General features: G+C 74.8%; 24 protein-coding genes. 11 read left to right on the top strand and 13 right to left on the bottom strand.

Features of this window, described 5'->3' with window-relative positions:
* The first annotated feature begins 101 nt into the window (after nucleotides 1-101).
* Entirely contained in the window at nucleotides 102-701 is a 600-nt protein-coding gene (locus tag ACRYM6_RS06180) for an RICIN domain-containing protein (RefSeq protein WP_432541874.1), read from the top strand.
* A 16-nt stretch (nucleotides 702-717) separates the two neighbouring features.
* Here the strand turns inward: ACRYM6_RS06180 and ACRYM6_RS06175 are convergent, their stop codons facing one another.
* From ACRYM6_RS06175 to ACRYM6_RS06165, 3 genes are all read right to left on the bottom strand, one after another.
* On the bottom strand, nucleotides 718-1,956 hold the full coding sequence (locus ACRYM6_RS06175) for an Nramp family divalent metal transporter (RefSeq protein WP_432541872.1): 1,239 nt from the start codon (nucleotides 1,954-1,956) through the stop codon (nucleotides 718-720).
* An 84-nt stretch (nucleotides 1,957-2,040) separates the two neighbouring features.
* Nucleotides 2,041-2,505 carry a GNAT family N-acetyltransferase gene (locus tag ACRYM6_RS06170; protein WP_432541870.1) on the bottom strand — a complete coding sequence of 155 codons (465 nt, stop codon included), beginning with the start codon at nucleotides 2,503-2,505 and terminating at the stop codon, nucleotides 2,041-2,043.
* Nucleotides 2,502-3,719, bottom strand: coding sequence for an MFS transporter (locus tag ACRYM6_RS06165; protein ID WP_432541868.1), 1,218 nt, complete (start codon nucleotides 3,717-3,719; stop codon nucleotides 2,502-2,504). The genes ACRYM6_RS06170 and ACRYM6_RS06165 overlap by 4 nt, the downstream gene beginning before the upstream one ends.
* Nucleotides 3,720-3,932: 213 nt before the next feature.
* Here ACRYM6_RS06165 and ACRYM6_RS06160 point away from each other — a divergent pair, with 213 nt between their 5' ends.
* Complete coding sequence (locus ACRYM6_RS06160) at nucleotides 3,933-5,477, top strand: apiosidase-like domain-containing protein (RefSeq protein ID WP_432541867.1); 1,545 nt, start codon at nucleotides 3,933-3,935, stop codon at nucleotides 5,475-5,477.
* A gap of 3 nt (nucleotides 5,478-5,480) precedes the next feature.
* On the opposite strand, the gene ACRYM6_RS06155 is transcribed toward ACRYM6_RS06160, so the two are convergent.
* Both ACRYM6_RS06155 and ACRYM6_RS06150 read right to left on the bottom strand, forming a co-directional pair.
* Nucleotides 5,481-7,115: an ABC-F family ATP-binding cassette domain-containing protein gene (locus ACRYM6_RS06155; RefSeq protein WP_432541865.1), complete on the bottom strand. Its 1,635-nt coding sequence runs from the start codon at nucleotides 7,113-7,115 to the stop codon at nucleotides 5,481-5,483.
* Nucleotides 7,112-7,660, bottom strand: a complete 549-nt coding sequence (locus ACRYM6_RS06150) for a DUF3592 domain-containing protein (protein ID WP_432541863.1) — start codon at nucleotides 7,658-7,660, stop codon at nucleotides 7,112-7,114. Before ACRYM6_RS06150 ends, ACRYM6_RS06155 begins: the two co-directional genes overlap by 4 nt.
* 32 nt (nucleotides 7,661-7,692) lie before the next feature.
* On the opposite strand from ACRYM6_RS06150, the gene ACRYM6_RS06145 reads away from it, so the two are divergent.
* On the top strand, nucleotides 7,693-8,412 hold the full coding sequence (locus tag ACRYM6_RS06145) for a class I SAM-dependent methyltransferase (RefSeq protein ID WP_432541862.1): 720 nt from the start codon (nucleotides 7,693-7,695) through the stop codon (nucleotides 8,410-8,412).
* Here the strand turns inward: ACRYM6_RS06145 and ACRYM6_RS06140 are convergent.
* On the bottom strand, nucleotides 8,399-9,280 hold the full coding sequence (locus tag ACRYM6_RS06140) for a glycoside hydrolase family protein (RefSeq protein WP_432541861.1): 882 nt from the start codon (nucleotides 9,278-9,280) through the stop codon (nucleotides 8,399-8,401). The two genes, ACRYM6_RS06145 and ACRYM6_RS06140, sit on opposite strands and share 14 nt — an antisense overlap.
* 81 nt (nucleotides 9,281-9,361) lie before the next feature.
* Here ACRYM6_RS06140 and ACRYM6_RS06135 point away from each other — a divergent pair, with 81 nt between their 5' ends.
* From ACRYM6_RS06135 to ACRYM6_RS06115, 5 genes are all read left to right on the top strand, one after another.
* The gene (locus tag ACRYM6_RS06135) at nucleotides 9,362-10,342 is read left to right on the top strand and encodes a helix-turn-helix domain-containing protein (RefSeq protein ID WP_432541860.1); all 981 of its coding nucleotides are present in this window, start codon (nucleotides 9,362-9,364) and stop codon (nucleotides 10,340-10,342) included.
* A gap of 135 nt (nucleotides 10,343-10,477) precedes the next feature.
* Nucleotides 10,478-10,825 carry a hypothetical protein gene (locus tag ACRYM6_RS06130; RefSeq protein ID WP_432541859.1) on the top strand — a complete coding sequence of 116 codons (348 nt, stop codon included), beginning with the start codon at nucleotides 10,478-10,480 and terminating at the stop codon, nucleotides 10,823-10,825.
* A gap of 49 nt (nucleotides 10,826-10,874) precedes the next feature.
* Nucleotides 10,875-12,563 (top strand): NAD(P)/FAD-dependent oxidoreductase, encoded by a 1,689-nt coding sequence (locus tag ACRYM6_RS06125; RefSeq protein WP_432541857.1) that lies wholly within the window; start codon nucleotides 10,875-10,877, stop codon nucleotides 12,561-12,563.
* Complete coding sequence (locus ACRYM6_RS06120) at nucleotides 12,560-13,939, top strand: sensor histidine kinase (protein ID WP_432541855.1); 1,380 nt, start codon at nucleotides 12,560-12,562, stop codon at nucleotides 13,937-13,939. The genes ACRYM6_RS06125 and ACRYM6_RS06120 overlap by 4 nt, the downstream gene beginning before the upstream one ends.
* On the top strand, nucleotides 13,936-14,289 hold the full coding sequence (locus tag ACRYM6_RS06115) for a UBP-type zinc finger domain-containing protein (RefSeq protein ID WP_432541853.1): 354 nt from the start codon (nucleotides 13,936-13,938) through the stop codon (nucleotides 14,287-14,289). The genes ACRYM6_RS06120 and ACRYM6_RS06115 overlap by 4 nt, the downstream gene beginning before the upstream one ends.
* A gap of 6 nt (nucleotides 14,290-14,295) precedes the next feature.
* Here the strand turns inward: ACRYM6_RS06115 and ACRYM6_RS06110 are convergent, their stop codons facing one another.
* Nucleotides 14,296-15,729: a GntP family permease gene (locus ACRYM6_RS06110; protein WP_432541852.1), complete on the bottom strand. Its 1,434-nt coding sequence runs from the start codon at nucleotides 15,727-15,729 to the stop codon at nucleotides 14,296-14,298.
* A gap of 133 nt (nucleotides 15,730-15,862) precedes the next feature.
* Between ACRYM6_RS06110 and ACRYM6_RS06105 the strand changes: the two genes are divergently transcribed.
* Nucleotides 15,863-16,003, top strand: a complete 141-nt coding sequence (locus tag ACRYM6_RS06105) for a hypothetical protein (protein ID WP_432541851.1) — start codon at nucleotides 15,863-15,865, stop codon at nucleotides 16,001-16,003.
* Here the strand turns inward: ACRYM6_RS06105 and ACRYM6_RS06100 are convergent.
* Nucleotides 15,969-16,574: a hypothetical protein gene (locus ACRYM6_RS06100; RefSeq protein WP_432541849.1), complete on the bottom strand. Its 606-nt coding sequence runs from the start codon at nucleotides 16,572-16,574 to the stop codon at nucleotides 15,969-15,971. The two genes, ACRYM6_RS06105 and ACRYM6_RS06100, sit on opposite strands and share 35 nt — an antisense overlap.
* 74 nt (nucleotides 16,575-16,648) lie before the next feature.
* Between ACRYM6_RS06100 and ACRYM6_RS06095 the strand changes: the two genes are divergently transcribed.
* Nucleotides 16,649-17,920 carry a uracil-xanthine permease family protein gene (locus ACRYM6_RS06095; RefSeq protein WP_432541848.1) on the top strand — a complete coding sequence of 424 codons (1,272 nt, stop codon included), beginning with the start codon at nucleotides 16,649-16,651 and terminating at the stop codon, nucleotides 17,918-17,920.
* A 4-nt stretch (nucleotides 17,921-17,924) separates the two neighbouring features.
* On the opposite strand, the gene ACRYM6_RS06090 is transcribed toward ACRYM6_RS06095, so the two are convergent.
* Nucleotides 17,925-18,929, bottom strand: coding sequence for a potassium channel family protein (locus ACRYM6_RS06090; RefSeq protein ID WP_432541847.1), 1,005 nt, complete (start codon nucleotides 18,927-18,929; stop codon nucleotides 17,925-17,927).
* Nucleotides 18,930-19,019: 90 nt separating this feature from the next.
* On the opposite strand from ACRYM6_RS06090, the gene ACRYM6_RS06085 reads away from it, so the two are divergent.
* Entirely contained in the window at nucleotides 19,020-19,445 is a 426-nt protein-coding gene (locus ACRYM6_RS06085) for a hypothetical protein (RefSeq protein ID WP_432541846.1), read from the top strand.
* A gap of 55 nt (nucleotides 19,446-19,500) precedes the next feature.
* Here ACRYM6_RS06085 and ACRYM6_RS06080 read toward each other — a convergent pair whose 3' ends face one another.
* The 4 genes from ACRYM6_RS06080 to recR all read right to left on the bottom strand — a co-directional run bounded on the left by ACRYM6_RS06080 (nucleotide 19,501) and on the right by recR (nucleotide 23,139).
* Nucleotides 19,501-20,571 carry an aspartate-semialdehyde dehydrogenase gene (locus ACRYM6_RS06080; RefSeq protein WP_432541845.1) on the bottom strand — a complete coding sequence of 357 codons (1,071 nt, stop codon included), beginning with the start codon at nucleotides 20,569-20,571 and terminating at the stop codon, nucleotides 19,501-19,503.
* Nucleotides 20,568-21,863 carry an aspartate kinase gene (locus ACRYM6_RS06075; protein WP_432541844.1) on the bottom strand — a complete coding sequence of 432 codons (1,296 nt, stop codon included), beginning with the start codon at nucleotides 21,861-21,863 and terminating at the stop codon, nucleotides 20,568-20,570. Before ACRYM6_RS06075 ends, ACRYM6_RS06080 begins: the two co-directional genes overlap by 4 nt.
* A 102-nt stretch (nucleotides 21,864-21,965) precedes the next feature.
* On the bottom strand, nucleotides 21,966-22,547 hold the full coding sequence (locus ACRYM6_RS06070; RefSeq protein WP_432541843.1) for a DUF5063 domain-containing protein: 582 nt from the start codon (nucleotides 22,545-22,547) through the stop codon (nucleotides 21,966-21,968).
* Nucleotides 22,540-23,139: a recombination mediator RecR gene (gene recR / locus ACRYM6_RS06065; protein WP_432541842.1), complete on the bottom strand. Its 600-nt coding sequence runs from the start codon at nucleotides 23,137-23,139 to the stop codon at nucleotides 22,540-22,542. The genes ACRYM6_RS06070 and recR overlap by 8 nt, the downstream gene beginning before the upstream one ends.
* Between the last annotated feature and the right edge of the window lie 25 nt (nucleotides 23,140-23,164).

Here is a 23,164-nt window from a genome sequence, read left to right as displayed (position 1 = left end):
GTGCGCAGTACGCACCTCTGCGTAGCGCTCGTGGTGGGGACTGCGCGGTGGTCCGTAGAACGGTCGGTGTCCCACCGGCCCCCAGGACCCAGGAGTTCACCATGTCCCGCAGCCCCCTCACCGCGATCGCCGGCGTCCTCAGCGGCGCCGCGCTGGTCCTCACCGTCGCGGCCGCCCCGGCGAGCGCCGCCGGGCTCGACGGCGTCTTCGCGATCAAGAACAAGACCACCGGCAAGTGCGCCGACCTGCCCGGCTTCGGGGCGGGCACGCAGGGCGGCCCGGTCAACCAGTTCACGTGCCGGTACCCCTCGGGTGACAACCAGGCGTGGCGGTTCGTCCCGAAGGGGACCGCCACCGGGGGGTCGGGCACGAAGTACAACCGCTACCTCATCCGCAACACCGCGGACGGCCGCTGCCTGGACGCGCCGGGGACGGGGGACAACGCGAACGGCGCGAAGATCGTCGAGTACAGCTGCAACCCGGACCCGTCCAAGGACAACCAGCTCTGGTACACCGTGCCGAAGGACGTCACCTACCCCGACGGCACCCGCCGCACCGGGGTGTGGATCGTCAACGAGAAGAGCCGGAAGTGCCTCGACGTCTCCGGCTACCGCGCCGGGAACGACGCCCGTCTCACCCTGTTCTCGTGCACGACGAGCCAGAAGGACGACCACCTCTGGGCCATCACCAGCCGCCCCTGACCCCTCCCGAGCGCGCTCAGCCGAGGAACGTCAGGTACAGCAGCGCCACGTTCAGCGCCACGACGAGCGCGACGGCCACCGTCGCGAGCGCGGTCGTCGCAGGCCGGTTCACGTGCTCGCCCATCAGCGTGCGCGAGCTCGTGAGCCGGACCAGCGGGATCAGCGCGAACGGGATCCCGAAGCTCAGGACGACCTGGGACACCACGAGCGCCCGCGTCGGGTCGACGCCGATCCCGAGGCAGACCAGGGCGGGGACCAGCGTCACGGCGCGGCGGGCCAGCAGCGGTACGTGGACCCGCAGCAGACCCTGCATGATCACGGCGCCGGCGTAGGCGCCGACGGACGTGGACGCCAGGCCCGAGGCGAGCAGCCCGATCGCGAACAGCAGCGCGGCGCCGGTGCCGAGGTGGGTGGCGACGGCGGCGTGCGCGCCCTCGAGGGTGTCGGTGCCCTCGACGCCGCGCAGGGCGCTCGCGGCCAGCAGCAGCATCGAGATGTTCACCAGGCCCGCGACGAGGAGCGCGGCGACGACGTCGACGCGGGTCGCGCCGAGCACCCGCCGCCGCCGGCCGGGTGCGACGGTCCCGTGGTGGTCGCGGGCCACCGCCGAGTGCAGGTACACGGCGTGCGGCATGACGGTGGCGCCCAGCATGCTCGCGGCGAGCAGGACGGTCTCGGCGCCCTCGAACCGGGGGACGAGCCCGGCGACGGCCTCGGCCGGGTCCGGCGGGGCGAGGACGACGCCGGAGACGAACCCCACGACGATGACCAGCAGGAACCCGACGATGACGGCCTCGAACCGGCGGACCCCGGTGCGGTTGTGCAGGGCCAGCACGAGCAGCGAGACGGCGCCGGTGATGAGGCCGCCCACCAGCAGCGGCGTCCCGAACAGCAGGTGCAGCGCGACGGCGCCGCCGATGACCTCGGCGAGGTCGGTCGCGACGGCGACGAGCTCGGCCTGCGCCCAGTACGCCAGCCGCGCCTTCCGGCCCAGCCGGTCGCGCAGGACCTCCGGCAGCGTGCGGTCGCTGACGACGGCGAGCTTGGCCGACAGGTACTGCACGAGGACGGCCATCGCGTTGGCGGCGACGAGCACCCACAGCAGCAGGTACCCGTACCCGGCGCCGGCGGTGAGGTTGGCGGCGACGTTGCCCGGGTCCACGTACGCGATGGCCGCCACGAACGCCGGGCCGAGCAGGCGGAACAGGCCGCGCTCGGGGCGGGCGGGCGCGGAGGTGCGGGCGTCCGTCGTCATGGGAGCATCATGCACGAGAGTTCGGCGGACCGAACTCCGGTGTTCGCGATTCCTCGACTTCCGGTGGCCGGGGTCCCGCGCGGGTCAGGCCAGCGACTTGGCGTAGCAGACGGCCAGCGGGCTGTCGGCCCACTCCCCGAACGGGGTGACCCGCTCGTACCCCAGCGCCTCGTACAGCGCCATCGCCTCCGGCTGCTTGGTCCCGGTCTCCAGCCGGGCCCGCCGGGCCCCGGCCGCGCGGGCGTCGGCCTCGAACCGGGCCACCAGCGCGCGGGCGACCCCGCGGCCCCGGAAGCGCTCGTGGACGAAGACGCGCTTCATCTCCACCGTCGCCCCCCACCCCGCCTCGTCGACGTCGACGCGGGCGATGCAGCCCGCCGGTTCGGCGTCCACGTACGCGACGTGGCACACGGCGGCGGACGAGAGCGGGTAGTCCGTCCACGGCTCCCCGGGCAGGCGGTACCGGGCGTTCAGCTCGGCGACCGCCGCCGCGATCAGGGAGGTCAGGTCGGGGTCGCCGAGCGGGCGCGGGTGGATCGAGGTCGTCACCGCTCGACCGTGTCACGCACCCGGCGGCGGCGCTGCGACGGGACGGCGGGGACGGCGGGGTCGATGGGCGCGCGGCCGTTCCGGTCGACGCGGGTGGCCTCGGCCAGGATCAGCAGGCCCAGCAGGGCCAGGACGAGCGCGACCAGCGCGGGCGAGGCGTACCCGAACCCGGCGTCGATGGCGAGGCCGCCGAGGAAGGCGCCCAGCGCGTTGCCGATGTTGAACGCGGCCTGCATCGCGGCCGAGGCCATCGACGCCCCGCCGCCGGCGGCCAGGATGCCGCGGGTCTGGATGGGGGCCGACATCACGAACCCGATGAAGGCGAACAGGAACACCCCGGCCGCGGCGGCGACCCGGTTCTCGGCGAACAGGAAGAGGAACCCGAAGACGGCCATCTGCCCGACGAACCCGAGGGCCAGCGTCCGGTACGGGCGCCAGTCGGCGAGGCGGCCGCCGAGGATGTTCCCGGCCGTGGCGCCGAGGCCGAACAGGACGAGGACCCAGCTGACCGAGCCCTCGGAGAACCCCGAGACGTCGGTGAGCAGCGGCGCCACGTAGCTCAGCACCGTGAACATGCTCGCGAAGCCGACCGTGGTGATGAGCAGCGTCCACCACACCTGGTGGCGGCGGAACGCGGCGAACTCCGAGCGCAGCGAGCCCGTGCGGGTCTCGACCTCGGGCACGATCGCGAGGATCGCGGCGATCGTCACCAGGCCGATGAGCCCGACGAGGGCGAACGTGAGGCGCCAGCCGAGCTGCTGCCCGACGTACGTGCCGGCCGGCACGCCGACGACGTTCGCGACGGTCAGGCCGGTGAAGACGAGCGCGAGGGCCTGCCCCTGCTTGCCCGCCGGGGCGATCTTGCGCGCCACGACGGCCGAGGCGCCGAAGAACGCCCCGTGCCCCAGGCCCGAGAGGAAGCGCGCCCCGACGAGGGCCTCGAACCCCGGGGCGAGGGCCGTCGCGGCGTGGCCGACGACGAACAGCGCCATGAGGCCGGTGAGGACCTTCTTGCGCGGCCACGAGTGGGTCAGGGCCGTCAGGGTGGGGGCGCCGACGACGACGCCGAGGGCGTACGCCGAGATGAGCCAGCCGGCGGACGCGATGGACACGTCGAACGTGGCGGCCATCTGGGGCAGCAGGCCCATGGCCACGAACTCGGTGGTGCCGATGCCGAAGGCACCGACGGCCAGGGCCAGGATGGCGAGGGGCACGGGCGGTCTTCCTCCGGGGACGCGGGGTGCGGGGGCGTCGGGCAGCGCGCGGCGGCGTGCCGACCCCCCGATCATCGCCGTCGGCGGCCCTCCTGTTCCACCCGTCCGGGGCGCTGTCCCGGAACGTCTGCGCACCAACGCGTCCCGGGCGTGGCGCGAACCCCTCACGAACGCCTCAGCCTCGGCGGCCGGGCGCCCTGCCAGACTGCGCCCGTGAGCACGCCGTGGTCCTCCGTGGAGATCGCCCTGCCCGCCACCGTCGCGCACGACGACCCGTACACCGGGGTCGACGTCGAGGTCGTCCTCACCCACGCCTCGGGGCGGGTCGTGCGCCGGCCGGCGTTCTGGGACGGCGGGAGCACCTGGCGCGTCCGGTTCTGCGCGGCCGGGCTGGCCGGGACGTGGACCTGGGCGGCGTCGGCCTCCGTCGAGGACCCCGGGCTGACCGTCACCGGGACCCTGGACGTCCCGGCGGGCACCGGGGACGGGGTGTTCGAGCGGCACGGTTTCTGGCGCGTGCCCGAGGGGGGCCGGCACCTGGTGCACGCCGACGGCACCCCCGCGTTCCTCGTCGGGGACACCGCGTGGGCGCTGCCGTGGCGGGCCACCGTCGAGCAGGCCGAGGTGTACGCCGCCGACCGGGCCGCGAAGGGGTTCAACGCGGTGCTGCTCATGAGCGTGCAGCCCGACACGCGCGCCGTCGGGCCGCAGGACCGCGGGGCCGACGAGGGGTTCGCCGTGGCGTTCGACGACCTGCCCGGCGGGACCCTGCAGCGGTTGCGGCCGGACTACTTCCAGCACCTCGACGCGCTGGTGGGGGTGCTGCGCCGCCACGGGATCGTCCCGGTGCTCCAGCCGGTGTTCCAGGGGTTCGGGTGGAAGGGCCTCGACGCCGCGGGCACCGTGGTGCCGCCGGCGCAGTACGCCCGCTACTGCCGCTACCTGGTGGCCCGGTACGGCGCCGGGCCGGCGGTGTGGCTCGTCGGGGCCGACGGGACGGGGGACGAACCGCAGATCGCCGCCGGGGGCCGCGAGGTCCACGCGTGGGACGACTACGCCCAGCCCACCGGCATCCACTACCGCCCGCACACGACGGCCGACTCCCACCAGGACGCCGACTGGCTCGACTTCCAGTGGTGCCAGACCGGTCACCGGGGCGACCACGTGCCCGAGCGCGTCGCCGACATGGCCCGCAACCTGCCGCCGAAGGCCGTCGCCAACGGTGAGCCGACGTACGAGAACACCGCCCGGACGGGTTTCGCCGCCGGGTGGTGGCAGGGCCACGAGGCGTGGGGCAACCTGTGCGCGGGAGCGGCGATGGGCGTCGTGTACGGCGCGGGCAGCCTGTGGCAGTGGCAGCTGCACCCCGGCGAGACCGGTCAGTCGCCGCTGTTCTCCGCCCCCGGCGCCGGCTGGCGCGAGGCGCTGGCGTTCGAGGGGTCGAACTACCCGGGGGTGCTGAACCGCGTGCTGCACGGGCTGCCCTTCACGGGGGCGCGGCCGGACTGGTCGCACACCCCGAACCCGCGCAACCTCCTCGTCCCGGGCGTGTTCTTCCTGGCCTACTGCGCTGACGGCGGCGACCTGCGGGTCGTGGTCCGCGACGGCGTCCCCGAGCCGTACCGCGTCGTCGACCCCCGCACCGGGGAGGTCCTGGCCCGCGGGGTGCTCGGCGCGGACGGGACCGTCCCCGACCCCGGCGGCGCGCCCCGCGTCGTGGTGTTCTGCCGCGACTTCACCGGGTCCGCCCTGGAGTGAGCCTCACAGCTCGCGGACGGTCCCGCCCTCCACCACGAGGCGCCGGGTCACCTCGACGGCCTCCAGCAGCCGCCGGTCGTGGCTGACCAGCAGCAGGGTCCCGGTGTAGCCCGCCAGCGCCTCCTCGAGCTGCTCGATCGCGGGCAGGTCGAGGTGGTTGGTGGGTTCGTCCAGGACGAGCAGGTTCACCCCGCGGGCCTGCAGCAGCGCCAGGGCGGCGCGGGTGCGCTCGCCCGGTGACAGGCTCGCCGCGGTCCGGCCGACGTGGTGCGCGCCGAGGCCGAACTTCGCCAGCAGCGTGCGGACCTCCGCGTCGGGCCAGGCGGGGACCTCGTCGCCGAAGGCGCGGGCCAGGGTCCGGTCGTCGAGGAACGCGCCGCGGGCCTGGTCGATCTCGCCGACCTCCACGCCCGACCCGGTGGCCGCCGAACCGCCGTCGGGTTCCAGGCGCCCCAGCAGCAGGTTCAGCAGCGTCGACTTCCCCGCGCCGTTCGGGCCGGTCACGGCCACCCGGTCGCCCGCGTCGAGCGACAGCGTCACCGGCCCGAGGGTGAACGACCCGCGCCGCACGACGGCCTCGCGCAGCGTCGCGACGACCGACCCCGACCGGGGGGCGGGCGCGATCGACATCTGCAGCACCCACTCCTTGCGGGGTTCCTCCACGACCTCCAGCCGCTCGATCATCCGGTCGGTCTGGCGGGCCTTGGCGGCCTGCTTCTCGCTGCCCTCGCGCATCTTGGCGCGGATGTTCTTGTCCGGGTCGCCCTTGCGGACGGCGTTGCGGACGCCCTGGGCCATCCAGCCGCGCTGCATCCGGGCGCGGGCCTCCAGACCGGCCTTGGTGTCGGCGAACTCCTCGTAGGCCTCCCGGGCGTGCCGGCGCTGCACCTCGCGCTCGGCGAGGAACGCGTCGTACCCGCCGCCGACGACGCGGACGAGCTGCTGGGCGAGGTCGAGCTCGACGACGCGGTCGACGGTGCGGGCCAGGAACTCGCGGTCGTGGCTGACGACGACGGCGGGGGAGCGCAGCCCGGTGACGAACCGCTCCAGGCGGGCCAGGCCGTCGAGGTCGAGGTCGTTGGTGGGCTCGTCGAGCAGGAACACGTCGTAGCGGGACAGCAGCAGCGCGGCGAGACCGGCGCGGGCGGCCTGCCCGCCCGACAGCGACGTCATCAGCGCCTCCGGGGAGGCGCCGAACCCGATGTCGGCCAGGGCCTCGCCGCGGCGCTCGTCGAGGTCGGCGCCGCCCAGGGCCAGCCAGCGGTCCAGGGCGGTGGCGTAGCGGTCGTCGGCCCCGGCGGCCCCCTCCGCCAGCGCCTGCGCGGCGGCGTCCATCTCGTCCTGCGCGGCGGTGACGCCGGTGCGCCGCCCCAGGAACTGCCCGACCGTCTCGCCCGGGCGGCGGTCCGGTTCCTGCGGCAGGTACCCCACCGTCGCGGTCGGCGGGGACAGCGCGACCGACCCCGTCTCGGGACGGTCCAGGCCCGCCAGGAGCTTGAGGAGGGTGGACTTGCCGGCGCCGTTCGCGCCGACGAGGCCGACGACGTCCCCGGGGGCGACGACGAGGTCCAGGCCGGAGAACAGCGCGCGCGTGCCGTGCGCGGCGCTGAGGTCCTTGGCGACGAGGGTGGCGCTCACCGCCTCATCCTCTCCCGGCGGGCGGCCTCGCGGCGCCGGCGGGCCACCCGCGGCGGCACCGGCCGCGCGGGGACCGCCGCGGGGGCCGGCCGCGGTGGGGGCGGCGGCCGCCAGGGTTTCAGGAGCAGGCCGAACAGGGCGAGGAAGAGCGACATCAGCCCGACGAGCCAGCCGAAGACGGCCGCCCACCAGGACAGGTCGGTGGACTCCCGCGTGGACCAGACGCGCGACGGCTTCCGCGGGTCGTACCGGACCGTGACGCGCGACCCCACCGGCACCCGCGAGGCCGCCGACGTGACCCGGGTGCGGACCTGCACCGTCCGGCCGGAGACGGTGGTGAACCGCAGCGTCCACCGGTCGTTCCGGCTGCGCAACGCCTCGTCGAAGTCGACGACCTCGGCGGTGGTGACGACGCCCCGGCGGCCCAGCACCACGGCGGTGTGGACCGTGGGGGCCATGACCAAGGCGGCCAGGAGGGCGGTCAGGACCGTCCCGCCCACGGTGAGGACGGCCCAGGTCCCCCACTGGTGCCGAGGTCCACGCATCCTGCGATGGTGCGCCGCGCGAGGATGTCCCGGTGACCGGAACCGACCACGCTCGCTCCTTCGGCGCAGCCGCCGGGGCCTACGCCCGCGCCCGTCCGGGGTACCCCGACGACGCCGTCGACTTCCTCGCCGCCGGTGCCCGCCGCGTCCTCGACCTCGGCGCCGGGACGGGGAAGTTCACCGAGGCGCTCCTGCGGAGGGGCCGCGAGGTCGTGGCCGTCGAGCCCTCGACCCGGATGCTCGCCGAGCTCCGCGCCCGCCTGGACGTCGAGGCGCGCGAGGGGACCGCGGAGGCGACCGGGCTGCCGGACGCGTCGGTCGACGCGGTCGTCGTCGCGCAGGCCTGGCACTGGGTGGACCCGGCGCGGGCCGTGCCGGAGGTGGCGCGGGTCCTGCGCCCGGGCGGGACGCTGGGCCTGGTGTGGAACGTGCGGGACGAGTCGGTGCCGTGGGTCGGGCGGGTGTGGGCGATCGCGCAGCGCGGCACCGAGCACGAGATGCGCGCGAGCGCCGGGAACGTCGGGGCGCCGTTCGGGGCGGGGGAGTCGTTCACGACGCGCTTCGAGCACGTGACCGACCGCGCGGGGGTCCTCGACCTGGTGGCCTCCCGCAGCTACGTCATCGTGCTGCCCGAGGCGGAGCGGGCCGACGTGCTCGCCGAGGTGGGGCGCGTCCTCGACGGGGAGTTCGGGGCGGGAGCGGAGATCCGCGTCCCGTACCTGACGCACTGCACCCGCTTCACCCTCGGGTGAGCCCGGGCGCGAGCGCGGTGCGCAGCTCGTGGTCGCCGGTGGGGGTGCGGGCCTCGAAGAACAGGCGGCGCCGGCCGTCGGGCAGGTCGAGCACGTCGAGGTAGCGGACGTCGGTGACGGGGGCGTCCGGGACCGGCACCCCGTCGGTGGTGGCCCAGCCGGTGCGCTCGAACCAGTTCTCCGCCGCGCTCGCGCGCCCGTCGTAGGCCAGGAGCTCGCGCCCGCCGCCGACGTCGACGACGGCGGTGACGCGGGCGCCGCGGGCGTCCCACGCGCCGGGGCGGGGGGTGAGGACGGTGCGCGGGGCGGACCAGGTGAGGCCGTCGCGGCTGGTGCACAGCGCGCTGGACATGCGGTCCTCCTCGCCGGGTTCGGACAGGTCGTGGGCGCACACCCACATCCGCCACGTGCCGTCCGGTCCGCGCCGCACGACGGGGTCCTTGAAACCCGTCGCGTCGTCCCCGGGCAGCACGGGGACGACCGCGGCGCCGGGCAGCTCCTCCAGCGTCGGGGCGTGCAGGGCGCCGATCCACCAGTGCGGCCCGCCGGGGGTGGCGAACCCGACGAACAGCCGCCAGCCGTCCTCCACCCGGACCAGGGCGGGGCGTTCGAGCATGGCGGCCCCGGCGACGCCGGGCCCGAACCGGGCGACCTCGCGGACGGTGGCGCCGCCGTCGTCGGAGCGGGACAGCACGAGGGCGTCGGTGCCGGCGCGCTCGCGGTGGGCCAGGACGAGCGACCCGTCGCGGTCGAGCACGGCGCAGGGGGCACCGGCCCAGCGCTGGGGGCCGGTGGTGGGGGCCGGGACGAGGACCGAGGAACCGGTGGGGATCGAGGGGATCGAGGGGACCGGAGGGATCGTCAGCACGGCTCCAGGGTCGGCGGGCGGGGGCGCGCGGACCAGTGGCAGGACTGTCGGGGGACCGGACGTTCCTGCCATGCTCGCGGGGTGCGTCCCGCCCGCGTCGTCGCCGCCCTCACGGGCCCGTGCGTGGCGACGTTCGAGCTCGGGGTCGCCACCCAGGTGTTCGGCCTGGACCGCACCGACGACGGGTTCGCCGCGACGGAGTTCCTGCTGTGCGGCCCGCGCCGGGGGCCGGTCGCGACGACGTCGGGTTTCGCGGTGCACGTCCCGCACGGCCTGGACGCGCTGGAGCGCGCCGACCTCGTCGTCGTGCCGGGGTGGCCCGCGCTGGACGACCCGCTGCCGCGGGGGGTGGGGCCGGCGCTGCGGCGGGCCGTCGAGCGCGGGGCGGACGTGCTGACGATCTGCTCGGGCGCGTTCGCCCCCGCCGCGGCGGGCCTGCTCGACGGGCGCCGCGCCGCGACGCACTGGCAGTTCGCCGACCGGTTCGCGCGCCGCTTCCCGCGGGTGCTGCTGCAGCGCGACGTCCTGTACGCCGAGGACGGCCCGTTCGTGACGAGCGCGGGGGCCGCGGCGGGGATCGACGCGTGCCTGCACGTGGTGCGCCGGGACCGCGGGGCCGCGGTCGCGAACGCGCTGGCCCGCCGGATGGTGACGGCCGCGCACCGGCCCGGCGGGCAGGCGCAGTTCGTCGACCGCGCGGTCCCGGCCGAGCCGTCCGACGCGCTGGCCGGCGTGCTGGACCGGATGCGGCGCGACCTCGCGGCGGACCTGACCGTGGAGGAGCTGGCCCGCGGGGCCCTGCTGTCCCCGCGCACCTTCGCCCGCCGGTTCCGGGCGGCGACGGGCACCACGCCGCACCGCTGGCTGGTGGAGGAGCGGCTGCGCCGGGCCGAGGAGCTGCTCGAGCGCACCGACCTGACCGTCGACGTGGTGGCGCGCCGGTGCGGGATGGGGACGGCGGACGCCCTGCGGCGGCAGTTCACGGCGCGGCGCGGGGTGGGCCCGGCCGCCTACCGGCGGGGTTTCCGGGCCGTCGACCCGCCTCGTCGTGACGGTGGGTGAAAGTTCAACAGCGCTCGGTCAGGAAATGCCCGCGATGGGGGTAAAACGCGCACCGTCCCCCCGCATCAGGGCAGACTGCGACCAGCGCGGGGGGCGCGCCGACCAGGAACGACGACAGAGCCGGGGGGCTGCGCGATGACCGTCGTGGAGTGGGACCAGACCGACGACCGCACCACCGGAGCCGCGCGGCACCGCACCGCCGGAGCCGTGCGGCCGGGCCTGGGCCGCCACCTGCGTCGCCACCGGGGCCCCGCCGCGGCCGCCGCGCTGTCCGTCCTGTGGCCCGGCCTCGGCCACGCCCACCTCGGCCGCACCGCCCCCGCCGCGGGGCTGATCGCCGCGCAGGTGCTGCTGGTCCTGCTCACCGTCGCCCCCGGCGCGTGGCGGTTCACCGTCCCCGCCTGGGGGGTCCTCGTCGCCCTCGCCGCCGTCACCGCCTGGCGCGCCGCGCGGGAGCGCCCCGGGCAGCGCCGGCGAACCTGACCCCGGCAGGGTCTGGCCCCGGCGGCGGCGAACGCCTAACGTCCGGGCCGTGGCGGCACCCGAGGCGAGCGAGGAACAGCGACCGGTCCTGCTGACCGTGGACGACGACCCCGCCGTCTCCCGCGCCGTCGCCCGCGACCTGCGCCGCCGCTACGGCAAGGACTACCGCGTCGTGCGGGCCGAGTCCGGGGCCGACGCGCTCGGCGCGCTGCGCGAGGTCAAGCTCCGCGGCACCGCCGTCGCCGCCGTCCTGGCCGACTACCGGATGCCGCAGATGGACGGCGTCGAGCTCCTCGAAGCGGCGATGGACCTGTTCCCCTCCGCGCGGCGGGTCCTGCTGACGGCGTACGCCGACACCTCCGCCGCCATCCGCGCCATCAACGACGTCGACCTCGACCACTACCTCCTCAAACCGTGGAACCCGCCCGAGGAGAAGCTCTACCCCGTCCTCGACGGGCTGCTGGAGCGCTGGCGCGCCGAACCCGTCCGCCCGCCCGACGAGGTCGTCGTCATCGGCGACCGCTGGTCGGCGCGGTCCTTCGCCGTCCGCGACTTCCTCGCCCGCAACGAGGTCCCCTACCGCTGGCTGCTCGCCGGCCAGCCCGAGGCCGACCGGCTGCTGCGTGCCGCCGGCGCCTCCCAGCTGCCCGTCGTGCTGGCCCCCGCCGACGGCGCCTGCCCGGAGGTCCTCGTCGACCCCGACGACGTGACCCTCGCCGACCACGTCGGGCTCACCACCCGCCCGCAGCGCGAGTTCTACGACCTCGCCATCGTCGGCGGCGGGCCCGCCGGGCTCGGGGCCGCCGTCTACGGCGCCTCCGAGGGGTTGCGGACCGTCCTCGTCGAGCAGCACGCCACCGGGGGGCAGGCCGGGCAGAGCTCGCGCATCGAGAACTACCTCGGGTTCCCCGACGGGCTCTCCGGGGCGCAGCTGGCCGACCGCGCCCGCCGGCAGGTCGCGAAGTTCGGCGCCGAGACCCTCACCGCCCGCACCGTCACCGGCCTGGAGGAGGTCGGCGGTTCCCGCGTCGTCCGGTTCGCCGACGGCACGAGCATCGCCGCCCACACCGTCCTGCTCGCCACCGGCGTGTCCTACCGCACGCTGGAGGGCCCCGGCCTGGCCGAGTTCACCGGCCGCGGCGTCTACTACGGCGCCGCCCTCAGCGAGGTGTCCGCCTGCGCCGACGAGGACGTCTACGTCGTCGGCGCCGCGAACTCCGCCGGGCAGTCCGCCGTGAACCTCGCACGGTCGGCCCGCAGCGTCACGGTGCTCGTGCGCGGCACCTCCCTGGAGACGTCGATGTCGGCGTACCTCATCGAGCAGATCGCGGCCCTGCCGAACGTCCACGTCCGCACCGGCACCGAGGTCGTCGCCGCCGCCGGGGCCGAGCGGCTCGAACAGATCACGCTGCGCCACAAGGACACCGGTGAGGAGACCGAGGTGCCCGCGCACCACGTCTTCGTGTTCATCGGCGCCGCGCCCCGCACCGCCTGGCTCGACGGCGCCGTCACCCGCGACGACCACGGGTTCGTCCTGGCCGGGCCCGACCTCGTCGTCGACGGCGAGCGCCCCGCCGGGTGGCGGCCCGCGCGCGACCCCTACCACCTGGAGACGTCCATGCCCGGCGTGTTCGTCGCCGGGGACGCCCGCGCCGAGTCCGTCAAGCGCGTCGCCTCCGCCGTCGGCGAGGGCGCGATGGCCGTCATGCTCGTGCACCGCTACCTGGCCCAGCAGTGAACCGCCCGGCGAACCGTCCCGCGACCCCCGCCGAGCTGCGGACCCTGTTCCTGTTCGCGGACCTGTCCGACGCGCAGCTGGAACGCCTCACCGGCAGCGGGGACGTCGTCACCGCCGACCCCGGCTGGCTGTACCGCGAGGGGGACCCCGCCACCTGCTTCTACGTCCTGCTCGACGGCCACGTCGGCCTGCACCACCACGGCGCCGGGGAGGACCTGGAGATCGGCCGCACCCGCCAGCGCGGCGTCTACGCCGGGGCGTGGGAGGCCTACCTCGGGGACGCCGCGCCCGCCGGGTACACGTCGTCGCTGCGGGTCCTGGAACCCTCCACGTTCTTCGTGCTGCCCGCGGCGACGTTCGGGCAGGTCGTGCGCGAGTGGTTCCCGATGGCGGTGCACCTGCTGGAGGGGCTGCGCATCGGGCTCACCGAGAAGCAGCAGCTCACCAGCGCCCGGGAACGGCTCCTCGCCCTCGGCTCCCTCACCGCCGGGCTCACCCACGAGCTCGGCAACCCCGCCGCCGCGCTGGCCCGCACCCTCGCCCAGCTCCAGGACGAGCTGCGCGACCTGGAGGGCACCGTGCGCGGGCTGCTGCCCGCGCTGCCGGTCGTCCCCGACCGCGGCGCCGCGCCCGTCCCGACTGACCCGCTGCGCCGCAACGACGCCGAGGACGCGCTCGTCGACGCCCTCGACGAGCTCGGCGCCCCCGACCCCGACGACCTCGCCCCCGTCCTCGTCGAGCACGGCTTCGCCGCCGCCGACCTGCCGCCCGACCCCGCCACCGCGGCCTGGTTCGCCCGCACCGTCGCCGTCCGCTCCCTGCTCGCCGAGGCCGCCACCGCCTCCGCCCGGATCAGCGCCCTGCTGACCTCCGCCGGGAACTACGCCCAGCTCGACCGCGCTCCCCAGCGCTGGGTCGACGTGCGCGAGCTCCTCGACGCCGCGATCTCCATGCTCGGCGCCGGAGCCGGACGCGCCGTCGGGAACTCCCGCGTCAGCACCCGCTACCAGGACGTCCCGCAGGTCCTCGGGCACACCGGCGAGCTCACCCAGGTCTGGACGAACCTGCTCGACAACGCCCTCGACGCCCTCGGCCCCACCGGCGGCACCGTCACCGTCACCGTCCACCCCGACCGCGACGGCGTCTGCGTCGAGGTCGCCGACGACGGCCCCGGCATCGACCCCGACGTCCTGCCCCGCGTGTTCGAGCCCTTCGTCACCACCAAGGACGTCGGGGAGGGCACCGGGCTCGGCCTCGACATCGCCTGGCGCGTCGTCGTGCACCGCCACCACGGCCGCATCGACGTCCAGAGCGTCCCCGGGAACACCGTGTTCCGCGTCTGGCTGCCCGTCGACCCCCAGGAGGAGACCCCGTGACCGACCAGATCGACCCCATTGCCGCCCCCAGCGGCCCCGGCTGCGCCGACTGCGAGACGGCCCAGCCGCAGGGCTGGTGGTTCCACCTGCGCCGCTGCGCGGCCTGCGGCCACGTCGGCTGCTGCGACTCCTCACCCGCCCAGCACGCCCGCGCCCACGTCGCCGCCTCCGGCCACGCCGTCGTGCGCAGCTACGAACCGGGCGAGGAGTGGTTCTACGACTTCGCGACCGACCGGACGTACGCCGGCGGGCCCGACCTCGCCCCGCCGCTGAACCACCCCGAGGACCAGCCCGCCCCCGGCCCCCGCGGCCGCGTCCCCGCGAACTGGACGACGCTGCTGAACCGCTGACGACGGTCAGGAGACGACGGCGTAGAGGATCCAGACGAGGGCGAAGGCCATGAACCCGATGCCGGTGGCCACGACGCTCCAGGTCTTGAGCGTCGTGGCGGTGTCGAGGCCCAGGAAGCGACCGACCAGCCAGAACCCCGAGTCGTTGACGTGCGAGAAGGTGATCGCACCGGCCGCGATCGCGACCGTCAGGCAGGCCAGCTGCAGGGCCGACAGCGACCCGCCGGCGGCGACGGCGGGGGCGAGCAGACCGGCGGCGGTGGTGCCGGCCACCGTCGCCGAACCCTGCGCGATCCGCAGGGCGACCGCGATGAGGAACCCCGCGACGATGAGCGGCAGCCCGGCGGCGTCGAGCTCCCCGGCCAGCGCCCCGCCGATCCCGGTGTCGGTGAGGACCCGGCCGAACATCCCGCCGGCCCCGGTGATGAGGATGATCGAGCAGACGGGGGCGACGGCGTCGTCCACGACCTCCTCGAGGCGGCTGCCGACCTTGCCGCGGTGGGGGCGCACGACGAGCAGCAGCATCGCCAGCAGGCTGGTGATGAGCAGCGCCACGGGGGTGGCGCCGATGATCTGCAGCACCACGACCAGCGCGTTGTCCTCGGCCACGCCGTAGTTCGCCACCGCGGTGCTGGAGGCGGTCCCGCCGAAGATCAGCACGAGCGGGAGCAGCAGGACCAGCAGGATCACGCCGAAACCGGGCCGGGGCTGGTCACCGCTGTCGCTGGGGCGGCCGAGGAGCTCGGGGACGGGCAGGAACGGCGAGCGCTTGGCCAGGGCGTACGCCAGCCGGTACCCCACGACGTACCAGGTGGGCAGCCCGACGAGCAGACCGACGACCAGCACGAGGCCGACGTCGGCGCCCAGCAGGCTGGAGGCCGCGACGGGTCCGGGGTGCGGGGGGACCAGGGCGTGCATGGTGAGGAAGGCGCCCGCCGCGGGCAGCGCGTAGAGCATCAGCGACCCGCCCAGGCGGCGGGCGACGGTGTAGATGATCGGCAGCATGACGACGAACCCGGCGTCCAGGAAGATCGGGAAGCCGTAGAACAGCGACGCCACGGACAGCGCCAGCGGCGCGCGCTTCTCCCCGAAGCGCGCGAGCAGGGTGTCGGCGAGGACGCGGGCCCCGCCGGAGATCTCGACGATGCGCCCCAGGACCGCGCCGAAGCCGACGAGCAGGGCGACCGTGGCCAGCGTGTTCCCGAACCCGCTGGTGAGGGTGCTCACCAGTTCGCCGCGGGGGATGCCGGCGGCGACGGCGGTGAGCAGGCTGACGACGACGAGGGCGTAGAAGGCGTGCAGCTTGACCTTGATGATCAGGACCAGCAGCACGGCGATCGCGACGACGGCGGTGATGAGCAGGAACGGCGTCGACCGCGTCGTCTCGACGGCGGCCGCCGTGGCGAACCCGGCCGAGACGGCGGGGGCACTGGCGAACATCGAGTGGTTCCTCTCCTCGGCGAGCGGCTGCCGCGACCCTACCCCCGATCTCTCTACGGAGATTCTCAGGAGGCTCACGGGCGGGTGGACGACGGGACGTGTGGTCGCCGCCCCCGGAACGTAAGGTCGGGGGGTGAAGTACCTGCTGATCGTCCTCGTCCTGGCCGTCGTCGCCTTCCTCGCCTACCGCCGCCTCAAGGGTTCCGGCTCGGCCCTGCGCGACACCGACCCGCGCACGCTCAAGGACGAGTTCCGGGGGAACCCCGGCGACTGACCCGCCGCCGCAGCAGCACCAGCACGGCCAGCGCCACCGCCGACCCGGTGGTGCCGAGCACCATGTCCCCGAGCGTGTCCTCGTACGCGGTGCCCAGCTCCGTGCCGTGGCGGATGAACGTCCACCACTCCCCGATCTCCCACAGCAGCGCCAGCAGCGCGCCGCCCCCCACCGTCGCCACCGCCCGCGCCCACCGCGGCCGCACGTCGGCGACCCGCAGCACCAGCCCCAGACCCAGCGTCAGCAGGCACCAGTTCAGGAAGTGCAGCAGGTCGTCCCACCACACGACCGTGTCGTACAGGTCCAGCGTGTTCCCCGAGACGTCGACGAGGAACGGCAGCATCACCAGCGTGAACCCCGCCCACGGGGCGGGCCGGGACCCGCGGTGCACCGCGAACCACACCACCGGCACGAAGAGCATCAGCAGCGGGTAGGACACCAGCCGCGCCCCGAACGCCTTCCCCTCGAACTGCGGCAGGTCGCTCGCGAACGTCGCCACCAGCAGTTGCCCCACCGTCGCGGCCAGCACCGCGGCGGCCCCGGTCCACGAACGGCCCCGCGCGCGCAGCATCCGGCGACCCTACTGCGGTTACCCTCTCCGACGGTCCGGTGCTCGCCGGGCCGTTCCCAGGGAGGGTGACGCGCGTGGCGGGTACGGGTTGGCGGCTGCACGGTGACGGACGGGCGGTCTCGCCGGGCGAGGTCGTCGCCCCCGACGAACGCCTCACGTGGGGCCGGACCGTCGGGATCGGCCTGCAGCACGTCGTCGCGATGTTCGGCTCGACCGTCCTCGTCCCGGCCATCACGGGGTTCCCGGTCGCGACGACCCTGTTCTTCTCCGCGGTCGGCACCGCCCTGTTCCTGCTCGTCACCCGCAACCGGCTGCCCAGCTACCTCGGGTCGTCGTTCGCGTTCATCGCGCCCATCCTCGCCAGCTCCGCCGGCTCGGCCACCGGCGGCGTCCTCGTCACCGGGCTGCTGCTCGCCGCCGTCGGGGTCGTCGTGCACCTCGCCGGGTCCCGGTGGATCGACGTCGTCATGCCGCCCGTCGTCACCGGCACCGTCGTGGCGCTCATCGGCCTCAACCTGGCCCCCGCCGCGTGGGGGACCACCGAGGACTCCGGGTTCCGCGCCGACCCCCTCACGGCCGTCATCACGCTGCTGGCCATCGCGCTGACCAGCGTCCTGTTCCGCGGGCTGCTGGGCCGCCTCGCGATCCTCGTCGGCGTCGTCGTCGGCTACGTCGTCGCCGCGCTGCGCGGGCTGGTGTCCTTCGACGCCGTCGAGAGCGCCTCCTGGGTGGGGCTGCCCACGTTCACCGCCCCGCGCGTCGAGGTGTCCGACCTGGCCCTGTTCCTGCCCGTCGTGTTCGTCCTCGTCGCCGAGAACGTCGGGCACGTGAAGTCGGTGGCCGCGATGACGGGCAGGGACATGGACCCGCTCGCCGGGCGCGCCCTGGTCGCCGACGGCCTCGCCACCACCCTCGCCGGGCTCGGCGGCGGGTCCGGCACGACGACGTACGCCGAGAACATCGGCGTCATGGCCGCCACGAAGGTGTACTCCACCGCGGCCTACTGGGTCGCCGCCGCGGCCGCGCTCGTCCTGTCGTTCTCGCCGAAGTTCGGCGCCCTCGTCGGGTCCGTCCCCGCCGGGGTCCTCGGCGGGGCCGCGACCCTGCTGTACGGGATGATCGGCGTCCTCGGCGCCCGCATCTGGGTGCAGAACAAGGTCGACTTCTCCGACCCCGTGAACCTGACGACCGCCGCCGTCGCCCTCATCGTCGGGATCGCGAACTACACCCTGACCACGTCGTCCGGGCTGACGTTCGAGGGCATCGCCCTCGGCACGGTCGCCGCGATCGGGCTGTACCACCTCATGCGGGCCGTCGGGCGGGCCCGCGGGACCACCACCGCCTGAGGGGTCAGCGGCGGCCGGTGACGTGCAGCAGCACGTCACCGTGCTGCAGCGCCGCGACCTCGTGGAACAGCAGGGTCCGCCCCTCGCGCCGGACCGCGAGCACGGGGAAACCCAGACCCCCCGGGGCCCGGCCCACCTCCCCGGCCTCCACCGGCCGCTCGTCCAGGTCCAGCCCCGTGCCGAAGGACACCAGGTCCTCGACCACCTCCACGGCGGCGGGGCTGCCCGCGGCCAGCCCCAGCAGCCGCCCCGACGTCTCGGACGTCACCACGACCGAGTCCGCCCCCGACTGCCGCAGCAGGTCGGCGTGCTCGACCTCGCGGGCCGTGGCGACGACGGTGGCCCGCGGGTTCAGCCGGCGCAGGGCCAGCGTCGCCAGGATCGCCGTGTCGTCCCGGTCGACGGCCACCACGACCGTGCTGGCCCGGTCGGCCAGCGCCGTCGTGAACGTCTCCGACCGCGTGACGTCACCGGTCACGCACAGGTACCCGTCGCGGGCGGCGTCGGCGGTCGCGCCCGGGTTGCGGTCCACCACGAGGACCCGGTCGGCCGGGGTCCCCTTCAGCCGCAGCTCGCGGACCGCGTTGCGGCCCTTCGTGCCGTACCCCAGGACCAGGACGTGGTCGTGCATGCGGGCCCTCCACCGCGCGAGGCGGATCTCCTTGCGGGAACGCTCCGTGAGCGCCTGGATGGTGGTGCCGACGAGGATGACGACGAACAGGATCCGCACCGGCGTGACGAACAGGGCGTTGACCAGGCGCGCGCTGTCGGTGACCGGGACGATGTCGCCGTAACCGGTCGTCGAGAGCGTGACCGTCGTGTAGTACAGGGCGTCCAGCGCCGACAGCGACCCGTCCACCCCGTCGCGGTAGCCGTCCCGTTCGAGGACGACCACCCCCCAGGACAGCAGGACCAGCCCCAGCGCCAGACCCAGCCGCAGCGCGATGGCGCCCAGCGGCGAGACCGGGCGACCGGCGGGCAGGCGCAGGCGCGCATCGCGATCGGCCACGGCCCGAGTCTGCTGGATCACCGGTGGTGCGTGCACCCGGGGGGCGCGCGGTGCCAGGATGGGCGGCCGGAGCACGGACGAGGGGGCGGCGTGGACGAGTACCGACCGAGGCCGGACGACACCGGGGCGTGGCAGGACCGGGACCCCGAGCGCGAGCGCCGGGAGCGGCGCCCCGCGCCGCCCCCGCCGGCCCCCGTGCAGCCCTACCAGCAGTCCTACCCGCAGGCCCGGCCCGTGGTGCTCGTCCCCGCCAAGACACCCGGCCTGGCCGTGCTGTTCTCGTTCCTGTGGCTGGGCGCGGGGAACTGCTACGCCGGGCAGGTCGGGCTCGGGGTGACGCTCATCGTCGCGCAGGTGGTGTGCGCCCCGGTCGCCGCGTTCCTCGCCTCCATCACCTTCGGCCTGTCGCTGGTGGTCACGGTGCCGATCTGGCTCGTGGCGTTCGCCGTGTCCGCCGCCACCGGGTACTCCCGGTGCACAGAGCACAACCGGTCCCTCGGGCTGCACCGGTACTGACGGGGACGACGAAGGCCCCGGTCCAGCTGGACCGGGGCCTTCGCGCTGCGCGGGCTCAGGCGGTGAGCTCGGCCGCGATGAGCTCGGCGATCTGCGCGGTGTTCAGCGCCGCGCCCTTGCGGAGGTTGTCGCCGCAGACGAACAAGTCGAGCGTGTTCGGGAAGTCCAGCGCCTGCCGGAGGCGGCCCACGACGGTTGGGTCCCCGCCGACGGTGCCCGCCGGGGTCGGGAACACGCCGTTCGCGAGGTCGTCGCGCACCTCCACGCTCGGGGCGGCCTCCAGCGCGGCGGTCGCCTCGGCCACGGTGATCGGCCGCGCGAACGTGGCGTGCACCGCGAGGGAGTGGGTCGTCTGGACCGGCACCCGCACGCAGGTCGCGGAGACCTTCAGGTCCGGGATGCCGAGGATCTTGCGGGACTCGTTGCGGACCTTCAGCTCCTCGCTGGTCCAGCCGTCGTCCTTCAGCGAGCCCGCGACGGGGATGACGTTGAGGGCGAGGTGGGTCTGGAACGGGGAGTCGTCGCCGAGCTTCTCGGAGACCACCCGGGCGGTGTCGCCCGCCGTCGAGCCGAGGGTGCGCTGACCGGCGATCACCTCGATCTCGTCGTACAGCCGGTCCACGCCGGGCTGGCCGGCGCCGGAGGCCGCCTGGTAGCTGGCGACGACGAGCTCGGTGAGCTGCCACTGCTCGTGCAGGGCGCCGAGGGCGTCCATCATCGTCAGCGTCGTGCAGTTCGGGTTCGCGATGATGCCCTTGGGGCGGTTGCGCGCGGCCGCGCCGTTGACCTCGGGCACCACGAGGGGGACCTCGTCGTCCATCCGGAAGGCGCCGGAGTTGTCGACGGCCACCGCGCCGCGCTCGGCGGCGATCGGCGCCCACACCGCGGACACCTCGTCGGGGACGTCGAACATCGCGACGTCGACGCCGTCGAAGACCTCCGGGGTCAGCTCCCGCACGACGACGTCCTCGCCGCGGACCCGCAGGACCTTGCCGGCCGAACGGGCGGAGGCGACCAGGCGGATCTCGCCCCACACGTCGGGGCGCTCGGAGAGGATGCCGAGCATGACGGTGCCGACGGCGCCGGTGGCGCCGACGACCGCGAGGGTGGGCTTGCGGGTGCTCATCGTCCGGTACCTCCGTAGACCACGGCTTCAGCTTCGGCGTCCAGGCCGAAGGCGGTGTGCACGGCGCGGACCGCGTCGTCGAGCTGGTCCGCGCGCGTCACCACGGAGATGCGGATCTCCGAGGTGGAGATCATCTCCAGGTTGATCTCCTTCTTCGCCAGCGCGTCGAAGAACGTCGCCGACACGCCCGGGTGCGAGCGCATCCCGACGCCGATGAGCGACACCTTGCCGATCTGGTCGTCGTACTCGGTGCGCTCGAAGCCGATCGCCGGCTTCACCTTCTCCAGTGCGCCGATCGCCGTCGCGCCCTCGGCCTTGGGCAGCGTGAACGAGACGTCGGTGCGGCCCGAGGCCCCCACCGACACGTTCTGGACGATCATGTCGATGTTGACCTCGGCCTCGGCGACGGCCTTGAAGATGGCCGCGGCCGTGCCCGGGTTGTCCGGGACCCCCACGACGGTGATCTTGGCCTCGCTGCGGTCGTGCGCGACCCCGGAGATGATCGGCTGTTCCACGGGTTCCTCCCCGGTCTGGTGGGTGGCGAAGGCGGCGGGGATCGGGGAGTCGGTCACCCAGGTCCCCTCGTGCGGGCTGAAGGAGCTGCGCACGTGGATCGGCAGGTCGTAGTTCCGGGCGTACTCGACGCAGCGGAGCATGAGGATCTTGGCGCCGCTGGCCGCCATCTCCAGCATCTCCTCGCTGGAGATGCGGTTGATCTTCCGCGCGGTCGGCACGATCCGCGGGTCGGCCGTGAACACGCCGTCGACGTCGGTGTAGATCTCGCAGACGTCGGCCTTGAGCGCCGCGGCCAGGGCCACGGCCGTCGTGTCCGACCCGCCGCGCCCGAGGGTGGTGATGTCCTTCGTGTCCTGGCTGACGCCCTGGAAGCCGGCGACGATCGCGATCGCACCCTCGTCCAGCGCCGAGCGGATGCGGCCCGGGGTGACGTCGATGATGCGGGCCCGCCCGTGCGAGGAGTCGGTGATGACCCCGGCCTGGGAGCCGGTGAACGAGCGCGCCTCCAGGCCCAGGTTCGAGATCGCCATGGCGAGCACCGCCATCGAGATCCGCTCCCCGGAGGTCAGCAGCATGTCCAGCTCGCGCGCGGGCGGCATCGGGCTGACCTGCTCGGCGAGGTCGATCAGCTCGTCGGTGGTGTCGCCCATCGCCGAGACCACCACGACGACCTCGTGGCCGGCGCGTTTGGTCGCGGCGATGCGTTTCGCCACGCGCTTGATGCCGTCGGCATCAGCGACCGAGGAACCGCCGAACTTCTGCACCACGAGAGCCACGGTGAGCGATTCTACGGACCCTCCGGCGTGCTCCGGGCCGTGCTCAGCCGCGCGCGGGCGGGCTGTGCAGTGTGCTCAGCGCCCGGCCCGATCGGGGCGCGATCAGGGGTGGAGAGCGTCGAACTCCGCGTCCGAGGCGGTCTCGGCGTCCACGTCCAGCCGCAGGTGGGACAGCAGCGACTGCAGGACGCGCAGCGCCGCCGCGGCCCGCGGCCCCCACGAGGACAGGTACGAGAACTGCCACCACCACAGGGCCTCGGTGAGGTCCCCGCGCTCGTGGTGGCGCAGGCCGTGCTCCAGGTCGGCGGCCACCGCCGTCAGGTCGTCGGACAGCGCCCCCCGCACCAGGGCCGCGTTCGTCAGCGGGTCCACGACGTCGGCGTAGTCGTCCAGGCCCTCCAGGACGTTCGCCAGGCTCGCGCGGACCGGGTCGACGTCGGGGTCCGGGCCGGCGTCCGGCTCGAAGCGGCGGGCCGGGACGACGTCGTCGACGGCGCCGAGCCGGGCCCCGGTGACCAGCGTCTGGCTGACGGCGAGCAGCAGCACCGACAGGGCGGTGGAGTCCAGCCGGCCGGTCGCGACCTCGGTGACGGTGGCCAGGTACGCGCGGACCTCGGCGGCGGTGGTGTCGGCGAGCCGCGCGAGCTCCTCGTCGGCCGCCCCGGCGCGGTCGTTCTCAGCCATCGAGGGACCTCCGTCCAGCGAACGCCCGCCCGAGCGTCACTTCGTCGGCGTACTCCAGGTCACCGCCGACCGGCAGGCCGGAGGCCAGACGGGTCACCTTCAGCCCCATCGGCTTCAGCAGCCGCGCCAGGTACGTCGCGGTCGCCTCGCCCTCGAGGTTCGGGTCCGTCGCGATGATCGTCTCGGTGACCTGCCCGTCGGACAAGCGGGAGAGCAGCTCGCGCATCCGCAGGTCGTCCGGGCCCACGCCCTCCATGGGGCTGATCGCGCCGCCCAGGACGTGGTACCGGCCGCGGAACTCGCGCGTCTTCTCGATCGCGACGACGTCCTTGGACTCCTCCACGACGCAGATGACGCTCGGGTCGCGCCGGGGGTCGCGGCACACCCGGCACAGCTCCTCCTGGGCGACGTTGCCGCAGACCGAGCAGAACCGGACGCGGCTCTTGACCTCGGTGAGGACCTGCGCGAGCCGCCGCACGTCGTCCGCGTCGGCGGCCAGCAGGTGGAACGCGATGCGCTGAGCGCTCTTGGGCCCCACGCCGGGGAGCCGACCGAGCTCGTCGATCAGGTCCTGGACGACTCCTTCGTACACGCCACGAGACTACGTGCCCGTTCCG

Source organism: Kineococcus rugosus (assembly GCF_050871975.1).
Lineage (GTDB): Bacteria > Actinomycetota > Actinomycetes > Actinomycetales > Kineococcaceae > Kineococcus.
The sequence above is the reverse complement of the archived record's forward strand: the minus strand, read 5'-3'. Positions and strand labels throughout refer to the sequence as shown.